Origin of the sequence: Actimicrobium sp. GrIS 1.19 (genome assembly GCF_035984655.1) — a bacterium.
Lineage (GTDB): Bacteria > Pseudomonadota > Gammaproteobacteria > Burkholderiales > Burkholderiaceae_D > Actimicrobium.
The window spans coordinates 1-16,623 of sequence record NZ_JAXCHT010000015.1; the positions used below are offsets into that span (position 1 = coordinate 1).

Below are 16,623 nucleotides of genomic sequence, written 5' to 3' on the forward strand. Positions count from 1 at the left end.
GGAGCTGCTCTGAAGTAGAATTCATGTCGGCAAGGTGGCGTTTGTGTTGATGAGTGTGTTTCTCGATAACTCACATTTTATCAATCACTTACGGCGTTCTTGCCCTTTTTTATGCAAAATTCAGGCTAAGTGCTCGGCACTGTGGGGCAATGATGGCCAAGCGACCCGCACCGAGCTTGAAAATCTGGCCAACGGCATCTCGAATAATGGCGGCAAACCGCTTCCTCAGGAAATCGCCGCAGCGCAAATGCTTCTTACAAATGCGGACGTCATGAAGAAACTGGATGGAAAAAATGATGGTTTCTCGACAGCGGATATGGCGGCTTTGACGAACGACTCGGCGGCGGGCGAATAAAGCACGAATCGCGCTACCGCTTGTGTCGACCTGGTCCGGAGCCCGGGTCGACATTCCTGCGCCAGGAGCGCCAGCATGCAGGCGCTCCTGACTGCCGCGCAGCAACCGGCCGATTGGTCCGTTGGGCCATCCGGCCCACCGGTATAATCAGCCGATGCAAAATCTACTTCACAATCTCAATCCCGAACAACTCGCCGCCGTTACGTTACCCGCCCAATCCGCGCTGATCCTGGCCGGCGCCGGTTCCGGCAAAACCCGCGTCCTGACGACCCGCATCGCCTGGCTGATCCAGACCGGGCAGGTCGCACCGAACGGCATCCTGGCCGTCACGTTCACCAACAAGGCCGCCAAGGAAATGACGCTGCGGCTGTCGGCGATGATGCCGATCAGCACGCGCGGCATGTGGATCGGCACCTTCCATGGCTTGTGCAACCGGCTGTTGCGCGCGCACCATCGTGATGCCGGCTTGCCACAGACGTTCCAGATTCTCGATTCGTCGGACCAGCTGTCGATGATCAAGCGCATGCTCAAGGCGCTCAATGTCGACGATGAAAAATACCCGCCACGCAATTTGATGTATTTCATCAATGGCGCCAAGGACCAGGGCCTGCGTGCCAAGGATGTGATCGCCGATGACGATTACAACCGCAAGCTGGTCGAGCTGTACGACTACTACGACAACCAGTGCCAGCGCGAGGGCGTGGTCGATTTTGCCGAACTGCTGCTGCGCACCTATGAGCTGATGCAGCGCAACCAGCCGCTGCGCGAGCATTATCAGGCGCGCTTCAAGCACATCCTGGTCGACGAATTCCAGGACACCAACAACCTGCAATACAACTGGCTCAAGCTGATGGCCGGCCAGAACGGCGTGGTGTTTGCCGTCGGTGACGATGACCAGAGCATCTATGCCTTCCGTGGCGCGAACGTCGGCAACATGGCTTCGTTCGAGCACGAATTCAATGTGCAGAACCTGATCAAGCTGGAGCAGAACTACCGCTCGCACGGGCATATCCTGGACGCCGCCAACACGCTCATTGCCAACAACACCAAGCGCCTCGGCAAGAACCTGCGCACCGATGCCGGGCATGGCGAGCCGGTGCGGATTTACGAATCCAGCACCGATCTGCTGGAAGCGCAGTGGATCATCGAGGAGGCCAAGAGCCTGATTGCGGAAGGCGCGCTGCGCAGCGAAATCGCGGTGCTGTACCGCTCCAATGCGCAATCGCGGGTGATCGAACACGCGCTGTTCTCGGCCGGGATTCCGTACAAGGTGTACGGCGGGCAGCGCTATTTCGAACGCGCCGAAGTCAAGAGCGCCATCGCCTATCTGCAGCTGATGGACAACCTGCACAATGACTCGGCATTCCTGCGCGTGGTGAATTTTCCGACCCGCGGCATTGGCGCCCGCGCGCTGGAGCAATTACAGGATGCGGCGCGCGCGCGCAATCTGTCGCTGTACGCGGCGGTGCCGCATGTGGGCGGCAAGGCCGGCAACTCGCTGGCGGCGTTCATCCAGCTGATCGAAAGCACGCGCTTTGAAGCGGCCCAGTTGCCGTTGCCGGAACTGGTCGACGTGGTGATCAAGGCCAGCGGCCTGATTGCCCATTACCGGAATGAAAAGGAAGGCGCGGACCGCGTCGAGAATCTGGAGCAACTGGTCAGTGCGGCAACCCAGTTCGTCGCCGAAGAGGGTTTCGGCCATGACGCCCCGGCTTTTCTGGGGCCGAATGCCGACGCCATGGCGGTGCCGGCGATTCCGATCGACGGCGGCATGGAGCTGATCGACGCCGATGCACCGCTGCCGGCGGTGATGTCGCCGCTGTCGGCCTTCCTGTCGCATGCGTCGCTGGAGGCCGGCGACAACCAGGCTAGTGCCGGCCAGGATGCGATGCAACTGATGACCGTGCATTCGTCCAAGGGGCTGGAGTTCGATGCGGTGTTCATCACCGGCCTCGAAGAGGGGCTGTTTCCACACGAGAATTCACAGCAGGAAGAGGGCGGCGTCGAGGAAGAACGGCGCCTGATGTATGTCGCCATCACGCGCGCACGGCGGCGGCTGTACATGAGTTTTTCGCAGACGCGCATGTTGCACGGACAAACCCGCTACAACCTGAAATCCCGCTTCTTTGCCGAGCTGCCGGAAGATGCGTTGAAGTGGCTGTCGGTCAAGGCGCCGGTGGTGCGCACCTGGTTCGCGCATCCGAAAGCGGCGTGGGACGACGCGCCGTCCAATGGCGCGAATGCGATTGCCAACAAGATCAGTCAGAAGAGCCTGGGCTGGCGCATCGGCGAATCGGTGGCGCATGCCAAGTTTGGCGAGGGCGTGATCGTCAATATCGAAGGCGGCGGCGACAATGCGCGCGCCCATATCAACTTTGGCCGGCATGGCATGAAGCTGCTCGACCTGAGCATTGCCAAGCTCGACAAGGTCGCCTGAGCGGTCAGGCCTCAATGTCCAGCGCTGGCGGCATCGGGTCCGGCACGCCGAACACGTCGAACCAGCTGCTGTAGAACGAGCAGTACAGCACCACCGTCAGCAGCAATGACAGCGGCACCATCAGCATGACGATCAGGTTGGCGCTGTTGAACAGCAGCGCCAGCACCAGGCTGGCCAGCATCGGCACTAGGATGCCGACCAGCGCCCATGCCACGCCGTACACGGCGAACGCACGGGCTTCACGCCGCACCGCAAAGAAGCTGTAGAACACCGCCTTGCCCACGCCCATGTCCTGCCAGGCGATCAGCGGCGGCGCAAACCAGAACGCCATCGTGGTCGGCAGATACACCAGCGCCGCAACCAGCATGGCAAAGCCCATGTTGGAATCGGCCACCACCTTCGGATCGAGCGCGATCTGGCCGCTCATGATTTTCCAGAACAGCCCGTCATCGACCAGCACCGACAGGCCAATGGCCAGCAACGCCGCTGCCATTTGCAGCACGCCGAGCCACAGCAACCGCTTGAGCGCCGGTGAGCGAAAGGCGGCGAACAGGATGCGCGGATGGACTTTTTCGCCGGCACGCACCTGCTTGCTGGCTTGCAGGAACGCCAGCGAAAACGTCGGCAGCAAAATCACCGGCAGGATCTGGCCCAGCAGCGGCACGATGCCAATCAGGATCATCAGGAACAGATAGCTGACAAACAGGGAAGAAAGTTCGAATGGCTGCTTGCGAAAGATGGCAAAACCATCTTTGAGCCACAGCCAGCCGGTCATTGCAGGGAGTCGGTTCATGTCAGAAAAAGGGGTGGAGCAGATACGGCAAGGCGTTCTTGCAGAATGCGTTGAAAATGGATCGGATCATGCGGCGTCAGCATTTCGGCGTCGCGCGGCAGATGAAAATCGTACAGGCGCGACAGCCAGAACCGCAGCGCCGCGGCGCGCAACATCGGTTGCCAGCCAGCCTGTTCGTCGGCATTGAACGGACGCACCGCATGGTAGGCGTCGAGCAGGGCGCGCGTGCGTTGCGGGTCCAGCACGCCGGTGGCCAGATCAATGCACCAGTCGTTGACGGTGACGGCCACGTCGAATAGCCAGGTATCGCAGCCGGCGAAATAAAAATCGAAGAATCCGGTCAGGCGCTCGCCCTCGAACATCACGTTATTGCGGAACAGGTCGCCGTGGATCGGCCCCGACGGCAAGTTGGCATGGCCCGGCGCGGCGGCGAACGCCTCCTGAAACACCAGTTCATCGCGCAGCAGCTGCGCCAGCCCGGATGACAGGTGCGGCAACAGCGCCGGCGCGGTCTCGCGCCACCAGTCCAGTCCGCGCAGATTCGGCTGCTGCAGCGGGAAATCGCGCGCCGCCAGATGCATCTTCGCCAGCATGCCGCCGACTGCGGCGCAATGCACCGGACCCGGATGCATCTGGCAGCTGCCCGCTAGTTTGCTGACGATGGCGGCCGGCTTGCCGTGCAGCGGCACCATCAATGCGCCGTCATGGGTGGCCACCGGCGCCGGCACCGCCACGCCGTGCTGCGCCAGATGCCGCATCAGCTGCAGATAGAACGGTAGCTGGGCAAAGCTGAGCTTTTCGAAAATCGTCAGGACGAATTCGCCGGCATCGGTATCAATGAAAAAATTGCTGTTCTCGATACCGGAAGCGATGCCGCGAACGGACTTGGCGGCGCCGAGCGGGAACTGCTTGATCCAGAGCGTGAGATCGTCTTGGGTGACCGGAGTAAATACTGCCATGAGCGTGATGAGGGAGGAGGGCTGCGCGGGGTGGCGCAGCGCCGGTTCAAAAAAGTGGTTGCCGCCCGCGTTTATTTTTTCTCGGGCGGCGGCGGCGGCAAATCGCCGGCATTCAAGTCTTCGGCCTGCTTGTCGCCCTTTTTCTTGCGTCCCAGGTCGAACTCGTGCACGTTGAACTGTGCCGCCCGCACCCGACTGCTTTGCGCATCGCCCGGCGCGGCATTGCCAGGGCCGGGATTCTGGATCAGGTGGTAGCTGCTCTTGCCGGTTTGGACCTTGACGTCGGTGACCACGCCTTGCTCGCGCGTCTCGGTGGTCTTGTTGCCGGGCTCCGGCTTGCGAATCGTGATCGCCGGGGCTTCGCCCTCGTCGAGCTTTTGCAAGGTCGGTGGTGGCGCATCTTTTGCCGTTTGTGCCAGCGCGGCCAGGGGCGCTGCCACCAGCGCGGTGCCGACGAGGAGGAGTTGCCAGAGTGTTGAGCTGCGCATGATGGTCGGTGCCTTGCGAAAGTTGGACTTCATTGTAGCAAACAGATGTCGCCGCGCAGGAGGATTCGTGCCACCGATGACGTGATGAAGTCTGCGATAATCCGACAGACTCCGAGGCGCGCCACGCGCGCGTGCCACCAGTGTGCCATTTCACCCCCCTGTTCCCATGCAAAATACCCTGTTGTTAGTCGATGGTTCCAGTTATCTGTATCGCGCCTTTCATGCGCTGCCCGACCTGCGCAACAAGGAAGGCGCGCCCACCGGTGCGCTGTACGGCATGATCAACATGCTGCGGCGGCTGCGCAGCGACTTTCCGGCGGCCTACATCGCCTGCGTGTTCGATGCCAAGGGCAAGACCTTCCGCGACGACCTGTACGACCAGTACAAGGCGCAGCGCGCCTCGATGCCGGAGGATCTGGTACGCCAGATCGAACCGATCCACGAGGCCGTGCGCGCGATGGGCTGGCCGCTGATCATGGTCGATGGCGTCGAGGCCGATGATGTGATCGGTACGCTGGCCGTTGAAGCAGTCAAGCACGGCATGAAGACGGTCGTCTCGACCGGCGACAAGGATCTGGCGCAATTGGTGAATGATGATGTGATGCTGATCAATACGATGAGCAATGAGCGTCTCGACCGTGCCGGTGTGATTGCGAAATTCGGCGTGCCGCCGGAACGCATCGTCGACTATCTGACGCTCATTGGCGACACCGTCGACAACGTGCCGGGCGTGGCCAAGGTCGGTCCGAAAACCGCCGTCAAGTGGCTGACCCAGTACGGCACCCTCGATGGCATCGTCGAGCACGCCGCCGACATCGGCGGCGCGGTCGGGGAAAACCTGCGCACGGCGCTGGATTGGCTGCCGAAAGCCAAGGTCCTGATCACCGTGAAGACCGACTGCGACCTGGCCGGGCACATGGTGTCGATTCCGGAATCGCTGGTGGCCAAGGAGCAGGACCCGGCCCGCATGATTGACCTGTACACGCGCTTCGGTTTCAAGACCTGGCTGCGCGAAGCGACCGGCGACGATAGCGCGGCGCGCAAGCCGGCGCCTGCGGCCGCGCCCGACCAGGGCGGCTTGTTCGACCCGCCGCCCGCGCCGCCGCAGCAACGCTACGAGACAGTCCTGACCGAAGCCGACCTGGAGCGCTGGCTGGCGATCATCGACCGCGCAGCGTTGACCTCGATCGATACCGAAACCACTTCGCTGATTCCGATGCAGGCGCAACTGGTCGGCATTTCGTTGTGCTGCGAGCCGGGCGTCGCCGCCTACATTCCGGTGGCGCACAGTTATCAGGATGCGCCGCCACAGTTGTCGCGCGAATTGGTGCTGGCGCAGATGAAATCCTGGCTGGAAGACCCGGCCAAGCCGAAAGTCGGGCAGAACCTGAAATACGACAGCCACATCTTTGCCAACCAGGGCGTGCAGTTACGCGGCATCGTGCATGACACGCTGCTCGAATCGTACGTGTTCGAATCGCACCGCAGCCACGACATGGACAGCCTCGCGCTGCGCCATCTGGGCCGCAAGACCATCAGCTTCGAAGAAGTTTGCGGCAAGGGCGCATCGCAGATCTGTTTTGATCAGGTCGAGATCAGCCCTGCCACCGAGTATGCCGCCGAAGACGCCGACATCACGCTGCAATTGCATCACGCCATGTGGCCGCAGGTCGCGGCCGAGCCGACGCTGACCTTCATTTACGAGAAGATCGAGCTGCCGACGGCGGTGGTGCTGCAGAAGATCGAACGCAACGGCGTGATGATCGATCCGGGCTTGCTCGGCATCCAGTCGCACGAACTGGGCAAGCGCATGCTGGAGATCGAGACCAGCGCCTACGAATTGGCCGGGCAGCCGTTCAACCTGAATTCGCCGAAGCAGATCGGCGAAATCTTCTTCGACAAGCTGAAATTGCCCGTGGTGAAGAAAACCCCGTCGGGCTCGCCGTCGACGGATGAAGAAGTGCTGCAAAAACTGGCCGAAGACTATCCGCTGCCAAAGGTGCTGCTGGAATACCGCAGCCTGTCGAAGCTGAAGTCGACCTACACCGACAAGCTGCCGAAAATGATCGATCCGACCACCGGCCGGGTGCACACCAATTATGCGCAGGCGGTGGCGGTGACCGGCCGGCTGGCATCGAACGAACCGAACCTGCAGAACATCCCGATCCGTACCGCCGAAGGCCGGCGCATCCGCGAAGCCTTCATTGCGCCGCCGGGCCGGGTGATCGTCTCGGCCGACTATTCGCAAATCGAGCTGCGCATCATGGCGCATCTGTCGGGCGACGCCAACATGCTGCGCGCGTTCGCCGAGGGCGTCGACATTCACCGCGCCACCGCCGCCGAGATCTTTTCGGTGTCGGCCGCCGACGTGACCTCGGAGCAGCGCCGCTACGCCAAGGTGATTAATTTCGGCTTGATCTATGGCATGAGCGCGTTCGGACTGGCGGGCAATCTCGGCATCGACCGGGCGGCGGCGCAAAGCTACATCGAAAAGTATTTTTTCCGCTTTTCCGGCGTCAAGCAATTCATGGACGACACACGCGCCAGCGCCAAGGCCACCGGCTATGTCGAAACCGTATTTGGACGGCGCTTGTGGCTGCCCGAAATCAATTCACCCAACGGTCCGCGCCGCCAGGGCGCCGAGCGCGCTGCGATCAATGCGCCGATGCAGGGCACCGCCGCCGACCTGATCAAGCTGTCGATGGTGGCGGTGCAGAACTGGCTGGAAACCGATCAGCTGAAGTCGCTGATGGTGATGCAGGTGCACGATGAACTGGTGCTGGAAGTGCCGCAGGACGAGCTCGACCTGGTGCGCGTGAAACTGCCGGCGCTGATGGCCGGCGTGGCCGAGTTGAAGGTGCCGCTGACCGCTGAAGTGGGGATCGGAAAGAATTGGGACGAAGCGCATTAAGGCGCGCCCACTGCCGGATTATTTTTTGGTTATGATTGCCGCTGCACCCGGCGACCGGCTTACCTTCAACCAACAAAAAGGATATCCATGGACGATCTGATTCAGCACACTGGCAGTCTGGTTGGCAGCAGCGCATTTCCTGACGGCTTCGACCGCCGCACTTTCCTGAAGGTCTCGATCGGCACCGGCTTCGCCGCCGCAGTGCTGCCGGTTGCGGCACAGACCATGATCAAGACCGACACCGAGGGTCTTACCGCCGGCACCATCAACATCACCGTGGCCGGCAAGGAAGTCCCGGTCTACCGGGCCCAGCCGGCTGGCAAGAGCAATCTGCCGGTGGTGCTGGTGATCTCCGAAATCTTCGGCGTGCATGAACACATCGCCGACATCGCGCGCCGTTTTGCCAAGCTCGGCTATCTGGCGCTGGCGCCGGACCTGTTCGTGCGCCAGGGCGACGCCAAGGCCTACACCTCGATTCCGGATCTGATCAAGGAAGTGGTGTCGAAAGTCCCCGATCAGCAAGTCCTGACCGACCTTGATGCGGTCGTCGCCTATGCCAAGGCGAACGGCGGCAACACCGACAAACTGGGCATTACCGGATTTTGCTGGGGCGGCCGCATCACCTGGCTGTACAGCGCGCACAACCCGGGCGTCAAGGCCGGCGTGGCGTGGTACGGCCAGCTGGCCGGTACGAAATCGGTCCTGAATCCCTTCTCGTCGACGGAACTGGCGCCGGCGTTGACGGTACCGGTTCTGGGCCTGTACGGCGGCAAGGACACCGGCATCACGCAGGAGCAGGTCGAGGCGATGCGCGGCGCGCTGAGGAAGGGCAAGAGCAAATCCGAGATCATCGTGTTTCCGAATTCGGGGCATGCGTTCAATGCCGACTATCGCGCCAGTTATGTGGAAGCCGATGCCAAGGCCGGCTGGGCCGACTGCCTGGCCTGGTTCAAGGCGCACGGCGTAGCCTGACGCTGTGAGGTGGTGCAGGCGCGTCGGCCTGCACCTGTTTGCCGAAAGCACCACCGCTGTGTTCTAATTTGCGGCGCATTTGCAGCACCACCGAGGATCGACATCAATTCCACCCTGATTTCCATTTTGCTCGCAACCACCATCGCGGGCGTCTTCAGCATTTCCGCTGCGGCGGTGTTTTCGTTCGCGCTGCTGTCGAAAATGGTCGAGCGCATGGTCAGTCTGTCGGTCGGGATCATGTTGTCGACCTCGCTGCTGCACGCGTTGCCGGAAGCCTTTGAATCCGGCGCCGATCCACGCACCCTGTTTGCCACCTTGCTGGCCGGTTTGCTGGCGTTCTTCCTGCTCGAAAAAACCGCGATCCTGCGCCACTCGCATCATCACGAGGGCGACGGCCATGCGCATGCGCACGGGCACGATGCGAACGAGGCGGGGCGCGCGGGCTGGATGATTCTGGTGGGCGACGGGCTGCACAATTTCACCGACGGGATTCTGATCGCAGCGGCATTTCTGGCCGACCCGAACCTGGGACTGGTGACCGGGCTGGCCATCATCGCGCATGAAATCCCGCAGGAAATCGGCGATTTCATCGTCTTGCTCAACGCCGGATTTTCGCGGCGGCGGGCGTATTTCTTCAATCTGTTGTGCAGCCTGATGGCGGTGCTGGGCGGCCTGCTGGGCTACTTCACGCTGGCCCACGGGCAGGCGCTGATTCCGTATGTGCTGGTGTTCGCCTCATCGGGCTTCATCTACATCGCGTTATCGGACCTGATGCCGCAAATGCAGCGGCGCTCAACCTTGCGCGAAACCATCCCGCAGGTGATCCTGATAGCGGTCGGGGTCGGCATCGTGCTGTTTCTGACGCACCACTAGTTTCCCGTTGCGATGGGGTAGGCGGGATCGCTGCTCCACTCGCTCCACGAGCCCGGATACAATGCTGCGCCGTGCATGCCGGCTACTTCCAGTGCAAGCAAATTGTGGCAGGCCGTCACGCCGGAGCCGCATTGCATCACGCTGTTTGCCGGCGACGCGATCAAGGCATGAAATTCTTCCCGCAACTGTTCGCCCGGCTTGAAGCGGCCATCGGCTTGCAGATTGTCCTTGAAGAAGCGGTTCTTCGCACCGGGGATGTGTCCCCCGACCCGGTCGAGCGTCTCGTTTTCGCCGCGGAAGCGGTCGGCAGCGCGCGCATCGATCACGGTCCATTGCGCTTCGTGCAGATTGGCCTGCATTTGCGCGACATCGACCTGGGTGGTCAGCGATTCGGCAGGGCTGAAGTTGCCCGGCGAGACGGCTGCGGTTTCGCGTGACAACGGATTGCCGGCTGCCGTCCAGGTCGCCAGTCCGCCATCCAGCAAGGCGACACGGGCGTGCCCGAGCCAGCGCAACATCCACCACAAGCGCGCGGCAAACATGCCGCCATGCGCGTCATAGGCAATCAACTGGGAATCCTGATTGACGCCGAGCCGGCGCAAGGTCTGTACGAAATCGGTAGGCTCGGGCAGCGGATGGCGGCCGCGAAAACTGCCGTCCGGCGCGGTCTTGGCGCCGGACAGGTCGGTATCGAGATGGGCAAAACGGGCGCCGGGAATATGGCCTGCGGCGAAGGCGTTGCGACCGGCGTCGGGGTCGGCGAGGTCGTGCCGGCAATCAATCACGACCCAGTTGGGTTCATTCAGATGCAGTGTGAGATTGGCTGCGGAAATCAACGTGCGAAAAGGCATCACGTGCTCCTAAATTTCGGTTGCGATCGGATCGGACACCGGCCGCGCTGCACCGGTAGTCTGGATATTACGCGTGTTGTACCAGGTCGCAACCAGACCGCTCAACAGAATCACGGCGATGCCCAGCCAACCTTCCAGTCCCAGCACATCCTGCCACAGCAGCACGCCCCAGAAACTGGAGAACACGATGCCGGTGTATTGCAGATTCGCAGTGACCAGCATCTTGCCGAGCCGGTACGCGCGCGTCATCGCCATTTGCGCGATGGTGGCCGTCAGGCCAACGCCCAGCAGCAGCAGAAAGCCGGTCGAGGTATGCGTGTGCCAGACCGTGCCATGTTGCACCGCGCCTGGGGCGAGCAGGGTGCCGCCGAAACCGGCCAGCATGCCGACCACCGAAAAATAGAACACCACCCGAAACTCGGGCTCGCCGAGCTTGCCCAGCGCGCGCACCTGCAGGTAGGCCAGCGCCGACAGCATGCCCGAGCCCAGTGCGATCAGGGCACTGGCCCACTGGCTGGCCTGCATGGCCGGCTGCAACAGCAATGTGACACCCAGAAAACTGGTCAGGATGGCCGCCAGCAAACCCCACTCGAAGCGCAACGCGCCGCGCGTCCAGCCGCCGACGAACAGGATCGCGGCGATCCAGATCGGCGACATGTAGTTGAGGGTCATGGCCATCGACAGCGGCAGGTGGGCAATCGCATAGAACCACAGCCACAGCGAGGTCACGCCGACCGCGCCGCGCCACAAGTGATGACCGGGAAAGCGGGTCGCCAGCGAATCGCCGCGCAGCAGCACCAGCGCGCCGATCGCCAGCATGCCGACGAGGCCGCGGTACATGACGATTTCAGCAGTGCTGTAATAGGCCGAGGCCAGCTTGACGCAGACACCCATGACCGAAAAGACCAGGGTTGCCAGCAGCATCCAGAGCGATTGCATCCCGGATCAGAGCGCGATCTGCGCGCGATACCACTCGTGAAAATGCTGCATGCCATCTTCCATCGGCGACTGGTACGGGCCGACTTCGTTGACGCCGCGATCAAGCAGGATCTTGCGGCCGGCATCCATGCGCAGGGCGATTTCATCATCCTCGACGCAGGTCTCCATGTAGGCGGCGCGCTCGGCTTCGATGAATTCACGTTCGAACAGAACGATTTCCTCGGGGTAGTAGAACTCGACCACATTGGTGGTTTTCTGCGGACCGCGCGGCCACAGCGTCGACACCACCAGCACATGCGGATACCACTCGACCATCACGTTCGGATACAGCGTGAGCCAGATCGCACCGTAGTCGGGCGCGCTGCCGTTGCGGAATTTGAGTACCTGATCCTGCCACTTGCGATAGACCGGCGAGCCGGATTTGGTCAGGCCGCGATTGACGCCGACGGTCTGTACGCTGAAATCCTGGCCGAACTGCCATTTCAGGTCATCGCAACTGACAAAGCTGCCCAGGCCCGGATGGAACGGCTCGACGTGATAATCCTCCAGATAGACTTCAATGAAGGTCTTCCAGTTGTAATCGCATTCGTGGGTCTCGACGTGGTCGAGCAGATAGCCGTCGAAGTTCAATGCCGGCGTCACGTCGAGCCCGGCCAGTTTGCCGGGCACGTCGTAGCCGTTCTGCTCGAACAGCAGGCCGTTCCAGTTTTGCAGCGGTGTTTTCGACAGGTTCAGGCACGGGGTTTCGGCAAAGTGCGGCGCCCCCAGCAGTTCACCCTTGAGATCGTAGGTCCAGCGATGCAGCGGACAAACAATGTTGTCGGCATGGCCGCGGCCATTGAACATCTTGGCCTGGCGGTGCCGGCAGACGTTCGACAGCAACTCGATGCCATTGGCATTGCGCACCAGCATGCGGCCTTCGTTTTCCCACGGCAGCGTGGCAAAGTCGCCGACGCCGGGCACCATGAGTTGATGGCCGGCGTAGCGCGGGCCTTGACGGAATAACTGCTGAATTTCCTGCTGCAACAACTGTTCGTCGAAATAGACGTTAACCGGAAGTTGCGCGTTGGATCGCGCGAGTTTGGCAATAGAAGCCAGTTCGGACATCCCCACCCCCAAATTAATTTGCACCAACCCAAGAGAGAAAGAATCCGCAAAAACCTGTGTTCAAAGTGTTTTGAAAAGGGAATTTTTGGACAGAACCGAAGATTATACGCGAAGCAACTGCGCGCCGTCCCGCGGCTTGTAGTGCAGATCGTGCCGAATACCCGCTTTCACAAGGCTTGGCCGGTTCTTTTCGTCCGATTGCGATGGATTGCTCTAAAATGACGAGTTATCCGTGACACCCCTTTGCCATGCCCAAAAAAAATCCTGATACCGCCGCACCGCTGTCATTTGAAGATGCCATGGCCGAACTGACCCGGCTGGTCGCGCAAATGGAAGCCGGTGAACTGCCGCTGGAGGCCTCGGTGGCCGCCTACGCGCGCGGCTCCGAGCTGGTCCGCTTTTGCGCTGCGCAGCTCGACAAGGTCGACAGCCAGGTCAAGGTGCTCGAAGGCGAGATGCTCAAACCGTTTGCTGCCGACATGATCAGTGAGTCCGACGCATGACCGTGCGCAGCGCGTTTGACGACTGGATGCAGGCGGCGCAGGCGGCCACCGAGACCGCGTTGGCGCAGTTTCTGCCCGCGCCCGGCGACACGCCGCAGCGCCTGCATGCCGCGATGCGCTACGCCGTGCTCGACGGTGGCAAACGTATGCGGCCGTTGCTGGTGCAGGCTGCCGGCGAATTGTTCGATGCCGACATTGCCAGCACGCTGCGCGCTGCTGCGGCGGTTGAAATGATGCATGCGTATTCGCTGGTGCACGACGACATGCCATGCATGGACGACGACGCGCTGCGGCGAGGCAAGCCGACCGTGCATGTCCAGTACGACGAGGCCACCGCCTTGCTGGTGGGCGATGCCTTGCAGGCGCGCGCGTTCGGCGTGCTGGCAGGGCTGCCGATCGATCCGGCGCGCGTGGTGGCAATGATTGCGTTGCTGGCGCAGGCCTCCGGTTCGGACGGCATGTGCGGCGGCCAGGCGATCGATCTCGGCAGCGTCGGCATGCGCCTGTCGCTGGCCGAGCTGGAACAGATGCATCATCTGAAAACCGGGGCATTGCTGCGCGCCTCGGTGCTGCTCGGTGCCTGGTGTGGCACCGCACCGACGGAGCAACAGGCGCAGGCGCTCAATACCTACGCGGCCGCGATCGGACTGGCATTTCAGGTGGTCGATGACGTGCTCGATGCGACGGCCGATTCGGCCACGCTGGGCAAGACCGCCGGCAAGGATGCGGCCGACAACAAGCCGACCTATGTGTCGATCCTCGGGCTTGACGAATCGCGCGCGCTGGCAGAAAAATTATGCAGTGATGCCCAACGGGCCATTCTGCCCTTCGGTGACAAAGCACGACATTTGCGCGCACTCGCCGCATTGATCGTGCAACGGAAAGCCTAGTATGGATTTGCTTAAGAAAATCAATCAACCGTCCGATCTGCGGCGCCTGCCGCGCCAGCAATTGCATGTGCTGGCCGACGAGTTGCGCGAATACGTGATCGATTCGGTGTCGAAGACCGGCGGTCATTTGTCCTCCAACCTCGGCACGGTCGAACTGACCATCGCGCTGCACTATGTCTTCAACACGCCGGAAGACCGCATCGTCTGGGACGTCGGACACCAAACCTATCCGCACAAGATCCTGACCGGGCGGCGCGACCAGATGCACACGCTGCGCCAGAAGGATGGCATTTCCGGCTTTCCGCGCCGCGTCGAAAGCGAGTACGACACCTTTGGCACGGCCCATTCGTCGACCTCGATCTCGGCCGCGCTCGGGATGGCACTGGCAGCGCGCACCAAGGGCGAAAGCCGGCACGCGGTCGCCGTCATCGGCGATGGCGCGATGACGGCCGGCATGGTGTTCGAAGCCATGAACAATGCCGGTGTGTATGACGACATCAACCTGCTGGTCGTACTCAACGACAACGACATGTCGATCTCGCCGCCGGTCGGTGCGCTCAATCGTTATCTGGCGCGCCTGATGTCGGGAAAGTTCTATGCCGCGGCCAAGCATGTCGGCAAGTCGGTGCTGCCGGGTCCGGTGCTGGAACTGGCCAAGCGCTTCGAGGAACACGCCAAGGGAATGGTGGTGCCGGCCACCATGTTCGAGGAGTTCGGCTTCAACTACATCGGTCCGATCGACGGTCACGACCTGGAGTCGCTGATTCCGACGCTGCAGAACCTGAAGCATCTGAAAGGCCCGCAGTTCCTGCATGTGGTCACCAAGAAAGGCCAGGGCTACAAGCTGGCCGAGGCCGATCCGGTGCTGTATCACGGTCCGGGAAAATTCAATCCGGTCGAGGGCATCAAGCCGGCTGCGGTGGCAGGCAAGCGCACCTACACGCAGGTCTTTGGCGACTGGCTGTGCGACATGGCGGCGCAGGACAAGCGCCTGGTCGGCATCACGCCCGCCATGCGCGAAGGCTCCGGCATGGTTGAATTCGAGCGCCGCTTTCCCGAACGCTATTACGATGTCGGGATTGCCGAGCAACATGCGGTGACGTTTGCCGCCGGCATGGCGACCGAGGGTCTGAAGCCGGTGCTGGCGATTTATTCGACCTTTCTGCAGCGTGGTTACGACCAGTTGATCCACGATGTCGCGCTGCAAAATCTGGACGTGACGTTTGCGCTGGATCGCGCCGGTCTGGTCGGCGCCGACGGCGCCACCCACGCCGGCAATTACGACATGGCGTTCCTGCGCTGCATTCCGAACATGGTCGTCATGGCCGCCTCGGACGAAAACGAGTGCCGCCAGATGCTGACCACTGCCTACCAGCATGTCGGGCCGGCGGCGGTGCGTTATCCGCGCGGCGCCGGTACCGGTGTCGCCACGACTGCGGCATTGACGCCGCTGCCAATGGGCAAGGGCGAGCTGCGCCGGCAGGGCGAGCGGATCGCCATCCTGGCTTTCGGCACGATGCTCGCACCGGCCTTGAAGGCCGCCGAGGGGCCCAATGCCACGGTCGCCAACATGCGCTTTGTCAAACCGCTGGATGTGGCGCTGGTCAAGCAACTGGCGCTGTCGCACGACGCCATCGTCACGGTCGAAGAGGGCGCCATCATGGGTGGTGCCGGTTCGGCAGTGGCCGAGGCGCTGGCCGAATTGGGCATCGTCAAGCCGGTCCTGCATCTGGGCTTGCCGGATCGCTTCATCGACCATGGCGACGTCGCCCAGTTGCTGGCCGAGTGCGGGCTGGATGCCGCCGGCATCACCGCCTCGATCAACGCCCGCTTCGGCGCGGGCGAGCCGCGTCTGGTAGTTAGTCGCTAGTCAGCCGCTAATCAGCCGCCAGCCAGTCAGGTCAGCTTGACTGGCTGTCTGGCAGGTCGCGCACGCGATCCTTCTGCCACAGCACATCGCTGCCGCCGCCGAAGCGGTTGAGCACGCGCGACAGCACGAACAGCAAGTCCGACAGGCGGTTCATGTACTGCCGCGGCGTGTCATTGACCTGATCGATCTTGCCGAGGCTGACAATCATCCGCTCGGCGCGCCGACAAACGGTGCGGCACACATGCGCCTGCGCCGCTGCGCGCGAGCCGGCCGGCAGGATGAAATCCTTCAGCGCCGGCAGATCGGCATTGTATTTTTCCAGCAGCATATCCAGCCGCGCCACCTGGGCGACGGTGATCATCGTGAAGCCGGGGATGCACAGCTCGCCGCCCATGTCGAACAGGTCATGCTGGATCGAAATCAGTTCTTCGCGCAGGTCGGGCGGCAACGGTTCGCACAGCAACAGGCCGATGTGCGAATTGAGTTCATCGACATCGCCCATCGCATGCACCCGCAGCGCGTCCTTGTCGACCCGCGTGCCGTCGCCCAGCCCGGTGGTGCCCTTGTCGCCGGTGCGCGTCGCTATTTTGGAAAGCCGGTTGCCCATGATGGTTCGCCATGTGAGATTTCAGAGCTGTCGAGGATACGTCAAAAGCCCGGCGGGCATGCCGCCGC

At 62.1% G+C, this 16,623-nt stretch carries 15 protein-coding genes; 8 read left to right on the plus strand and 7 right to left on the minus strand.

The genetic code is table 11. The features are described 5' to 3' along the window. Positions 1 to 49: 49 nt before the first annotated feature. Positions 50 to 355: a hypothetical protein gene (locus tag RCH09_RS11755; RefSeq protein ID WP_326941280.1), complete on the plus strand. Its 306-nt coding sequence runs from the start codon at positions 50 to 52 to the stop codon at positions 353 to 355. Positions 356 to 509: 154 nt separating this feature from the next. Then, entirely contained in the window at positions 510 to 2,792 is a 2,283-nt protein-coding gene (locus tag RCH09_RS11760; RefSeq protein WP_326941281.1) for a UvrD-helicase domain-containing protein, read from the plus strand. 4 nt (positions 2,793 to 2,796) lie between these two features. Here RCH09_RS11760 and RCH09_RS11765 read toward each other — a convergent pair whose 3' ends face one another. The 3 genes from RCH09_RS11765 to RCH09_RS11775 form a co-directional block, all read right to left on the minus strand. Then, on the minus strand, positions 2,797 to 3,585 hold the full coding sequence (locus RCH09_RS11765) for a BPSS1780 family membrane protein (protein ID WP_326941282.1): 789 nt from the start codon (positions 3,583 to 3,585) through the stop codon (positions 2,797 to 2,799). Next, on the minus strand, positions 3,582 to 4,544 hold the full coding sequence (locus RCH09_RS11770) for a homoserine kinase (protein ID WP_326941283.1): 963 nt from the start codon (positions 4,542 to 4,544) through the stop codon (positions 3,582 to 3,584). Before RCH09_RS11770 ends, RCH09_RS11765 begins: the two co-directional genes overlap by 4 nt. A gap of 71 nt (positions 4,545 to 4,615) precedes the next feature. After that, positions 4,616 to 5,065: a DUF2782 domain-containing protein gene (locus RCH09_RS11775; RefSeq protein ID WP_326941284.1), complete on the minus strand. Its 450-nt coding sequence runs from the start codon at positions 5,063 to 5,065 to the stop codon at positions 4,616 to 4,618. A 133-nt stretch (positions 5,066 to 5,198) separates the two neighbouring features. Here RCH09_RS11775 and polA point away from each other — a divergent pair, with 133 nt between their 5' ends. The 3 genes from polA (at position 5,199) to RCH09_RS11790 (ending at position 9,788) form a co-directional block, all read left to right on the plus strand. Then, positions 5,199 to 7,943 (plus strand): DNA polymerase I, encoded by a 2,745-nt coding sequence (gene polA / locus RCH09_RS11780; protein WP_326941285.1) that lies wholly within the window; start codon positions 5,199 to 5,201, stop codon positions 7,941 to 7,943. An 87-nt stretch (positions 7,944 to 8,030) separates the two neighbouring features. After that, positions 8,031 to 8,915 (plus strand): dienelactone hydrolase family protein, encoded by an 885-nt coding sequence (locus tag RCH09_RS11785; RefSeq protein ID WP_326941286.1) that lies wholly within the window; start codon positions 8,031 to 8,033, stop codon positions 8,913 to 8,915. A 126-nt stretch (positions 8,916 to 9,041) separates the two neighbouring features. Continuing rightward, positions 9,042 to 9,788, plus strand: a complete 747-nt coding sequence (locus RCH09_RS11790) for a ZIP family metal transporter (protein ID WP_326941287.1) — start codon at positions 9,042 to 9,044, stop codon at positions 9,786 to 9,788. Here the strand turns inward: RCH09_RS11790 and RCH09_RS11795 are convergent. Genes RCH09_RS11795 through RCH09_RS11805 form a run of 3 tightly spaced genes read right to left on the minus strand, consistent with a single transcriptional unit; the run spans position 9,785 to position 12,685 of the window. Beyond that, complete coding sequence (locus tag RCH09_RS11795; protein ID WP_326941288.1) at positions 9,785 to 10,639, minus strand: sulfurtransferase; 855 nt, start codon at positions 10,637 to 10,639, stop codon at positions 9,785 to 9,787. The genes RCH09_RS11790 and RCH09_RS11795 overlap by 4 nt on opposite strands. 9 nt (positions 10,640 to 10,648) lie before the next feature. Beyond that, positions 10,649 to 11,578 (minus strand): DMT family transporter, encoded by a 930-nt coding sequence (locus RCH09_RS11800; RefSeq protein ID WP_326941289.1) that lies wholly within the window; start codon positions 11,576 to 11,578, stop codon positions 10,649 to 10,651. A gap of 6 nt (positions 11,579 to 11,584) precedes the next feature. After that, positions 11,585 to 12,685, minus strand: a complete 1,101-nt coding sequence (locus tag RCH09_RS11805; RefSeq protein ID WP_326941290.1) for an aromatic ring-hydroxylating oxygenase subunit alpha — start codon at positions 12,683 to 12,685, stop codon at positions 11,585 to 11,587. Positions 12,686 to 12,933: 248 nt separating this feature from the next. On the opposite strand from RCH09_RS11805, the gene RCH09_RS11810 reads away from it, so the two are divergent. From RCH09_RS11810 to dxs, 3 genes are read left to right on the plus strand one after another with little or no spacing between them, the layout of a single operon-like run. Next, on the plus strand, positions 12,934 to 13,188 hold the full coding sequence (locus tag RCH09_RS11810; RefSeq protein WP_326941291.1) for an exodeoxyribonuclease VII small subunit: 255 nt from the start codon (positions 12,934 to 12,936) through the stop codon (positions 13,186 to 13,188). Beyond that, positions 13,185 to 14,078 (plus strand): polyprenyl synthetase family protein, encoded by an 894-nt coding sequence (locus RCH09_RS11815; protein ID WP_326941293.1) that lies wholly within the window; start codon positions 13,185 to 13,187, stop codon positions 14,076 to 14,078. Before RCH09_RS11810 ends, RCH09_RS11815 begins: the two co-directional genes overlap by 4 nt. Before the next feature lies 1 nt (position 14,079). Continuing rightward, positions 14,080 to 15,948: a 1-deoxy-D-xylulose-5-phosphate synthase gene (gene dxs / locus RCH09_RS11820; protein WP_326941295.1), complete on the plus strand. Its 1,869-nt coding sequence runs from the start codon at positions 14,080 to 14,082 to the stop codon at positions 15,946 to 15,948. A 31-nt stretch (positions 15,949 to 15,979) separates the two neighbouring features. On the opposite strand, the gene RCH09_RS11825 is transcribed toward dxs, so the two are convergent. After that, complete coding sequence (locus tag RCH09_RS11825; RefSeq protein ID WP_326941297.1) at positions 15,980 to 16,555, minus strand: cob(I)yrinic acid a,c-diamide adenosyltransferase; 576 nt, start codon at positions 16,553 to 16,555, stop codon at positions 15,980 to 15,982. Between the last annotated feature and the right edge of the window lie 68 nt (positions 16,556 to 16,623).

Coding starts and splice junctions, on each gene's coding strand:
- RCH09_RS11755 (WP_326941280.1), top strand. CDS start 50: ATGAGTGTGTTTCTCGATAACTCACATTTTATCAATCACTTACGGCGT.
- RCH09_RS11760 (WP_326941281.1), top strand. CDS start 510: ATGCAAAATCTACTTCACAATCTCAATCCCGAACAACTCGCCGCCGTT.
- RCH09_RS11765 (WP_326941282.1), bottom strand. CDS start 3,585: ATGAACCGACTCCCTGCAATGACCGGCTGGCTGTGGCTCAAAGATGGT.
- RCH09_RS11770 (WP_326941283.1), bottom strand. CDS start 4,544: ATGGCAGTATTTACTCCGGTCACCCAAGACGATCTCACGCTCTGGATC.
- RCH09_RS11775 (WP_326941284.1), bottom strand. CDS start 5,065: ATGAAGTCCAACTTTCGCAAGGCACCGACCATCATGCGCAGCTCAACA.
- polA (WP_326941285.1), top strand. CDS start 5,199: ATGCAAAATACCCTGTTGTTAGTCGATGGTTCCAGTTATCTGTATCGC.
- RCH09_RS11785 (WP_326941286.1), top strand. CDS start 8,031: ATGGACGATCTGATTCAGCACACTGGCAGTCTGGTTGGCAGCAGCGCA.
- RCH09_RS11795 (WP_326941288.1), bottom strand. CDS start 10,639: ATGCCTTTTCGCACGTTGATTTCCGCAGCCAATCTCACACTGCATCTG.
- RCH09_RS11800 (WP_326941289.1), bottom strand. CDS start 11,578: ATGCAATCGCTCTGGATGCTGCTGGCAACCCTGGTCTTTTCGGTCATG.
- RCH09_RS11805 (WP_326941290.1), bottom strand. CDS start 12,685: ATGTCCGAACTGGCTTCTATTGCCAAACTCGCGCGATCCAACGCGCAA.
- RCH09_RS11810 (WP_326941291.1), top strand. CDS start 12,934: ATGCCCAAAAAAAATCCTGATACCGCCGCACCGCTGTCATTTGAAGAT.
- RCH09_RS11815 (WP_326941293.1), top strand. CDS start 13,185: ATGACCGTGCGCAGCGCGTTTGACGACTGGATGCAGGCGGCGCAGGCG.
- dxs (WP_326941295.1), top strand. CDS start 14,080: ATGGATTTGCTTAAGAAAATCAATCAACCGTCCGATCTGCGGCGCCTG.
- RCH09_RS11825 (WP_326941297.1), bottom strand. CDS start 16,555: ATGGGCAACCGGCTTTCCAAAATAGCGACGCGCACCGGCGACAAGGGC.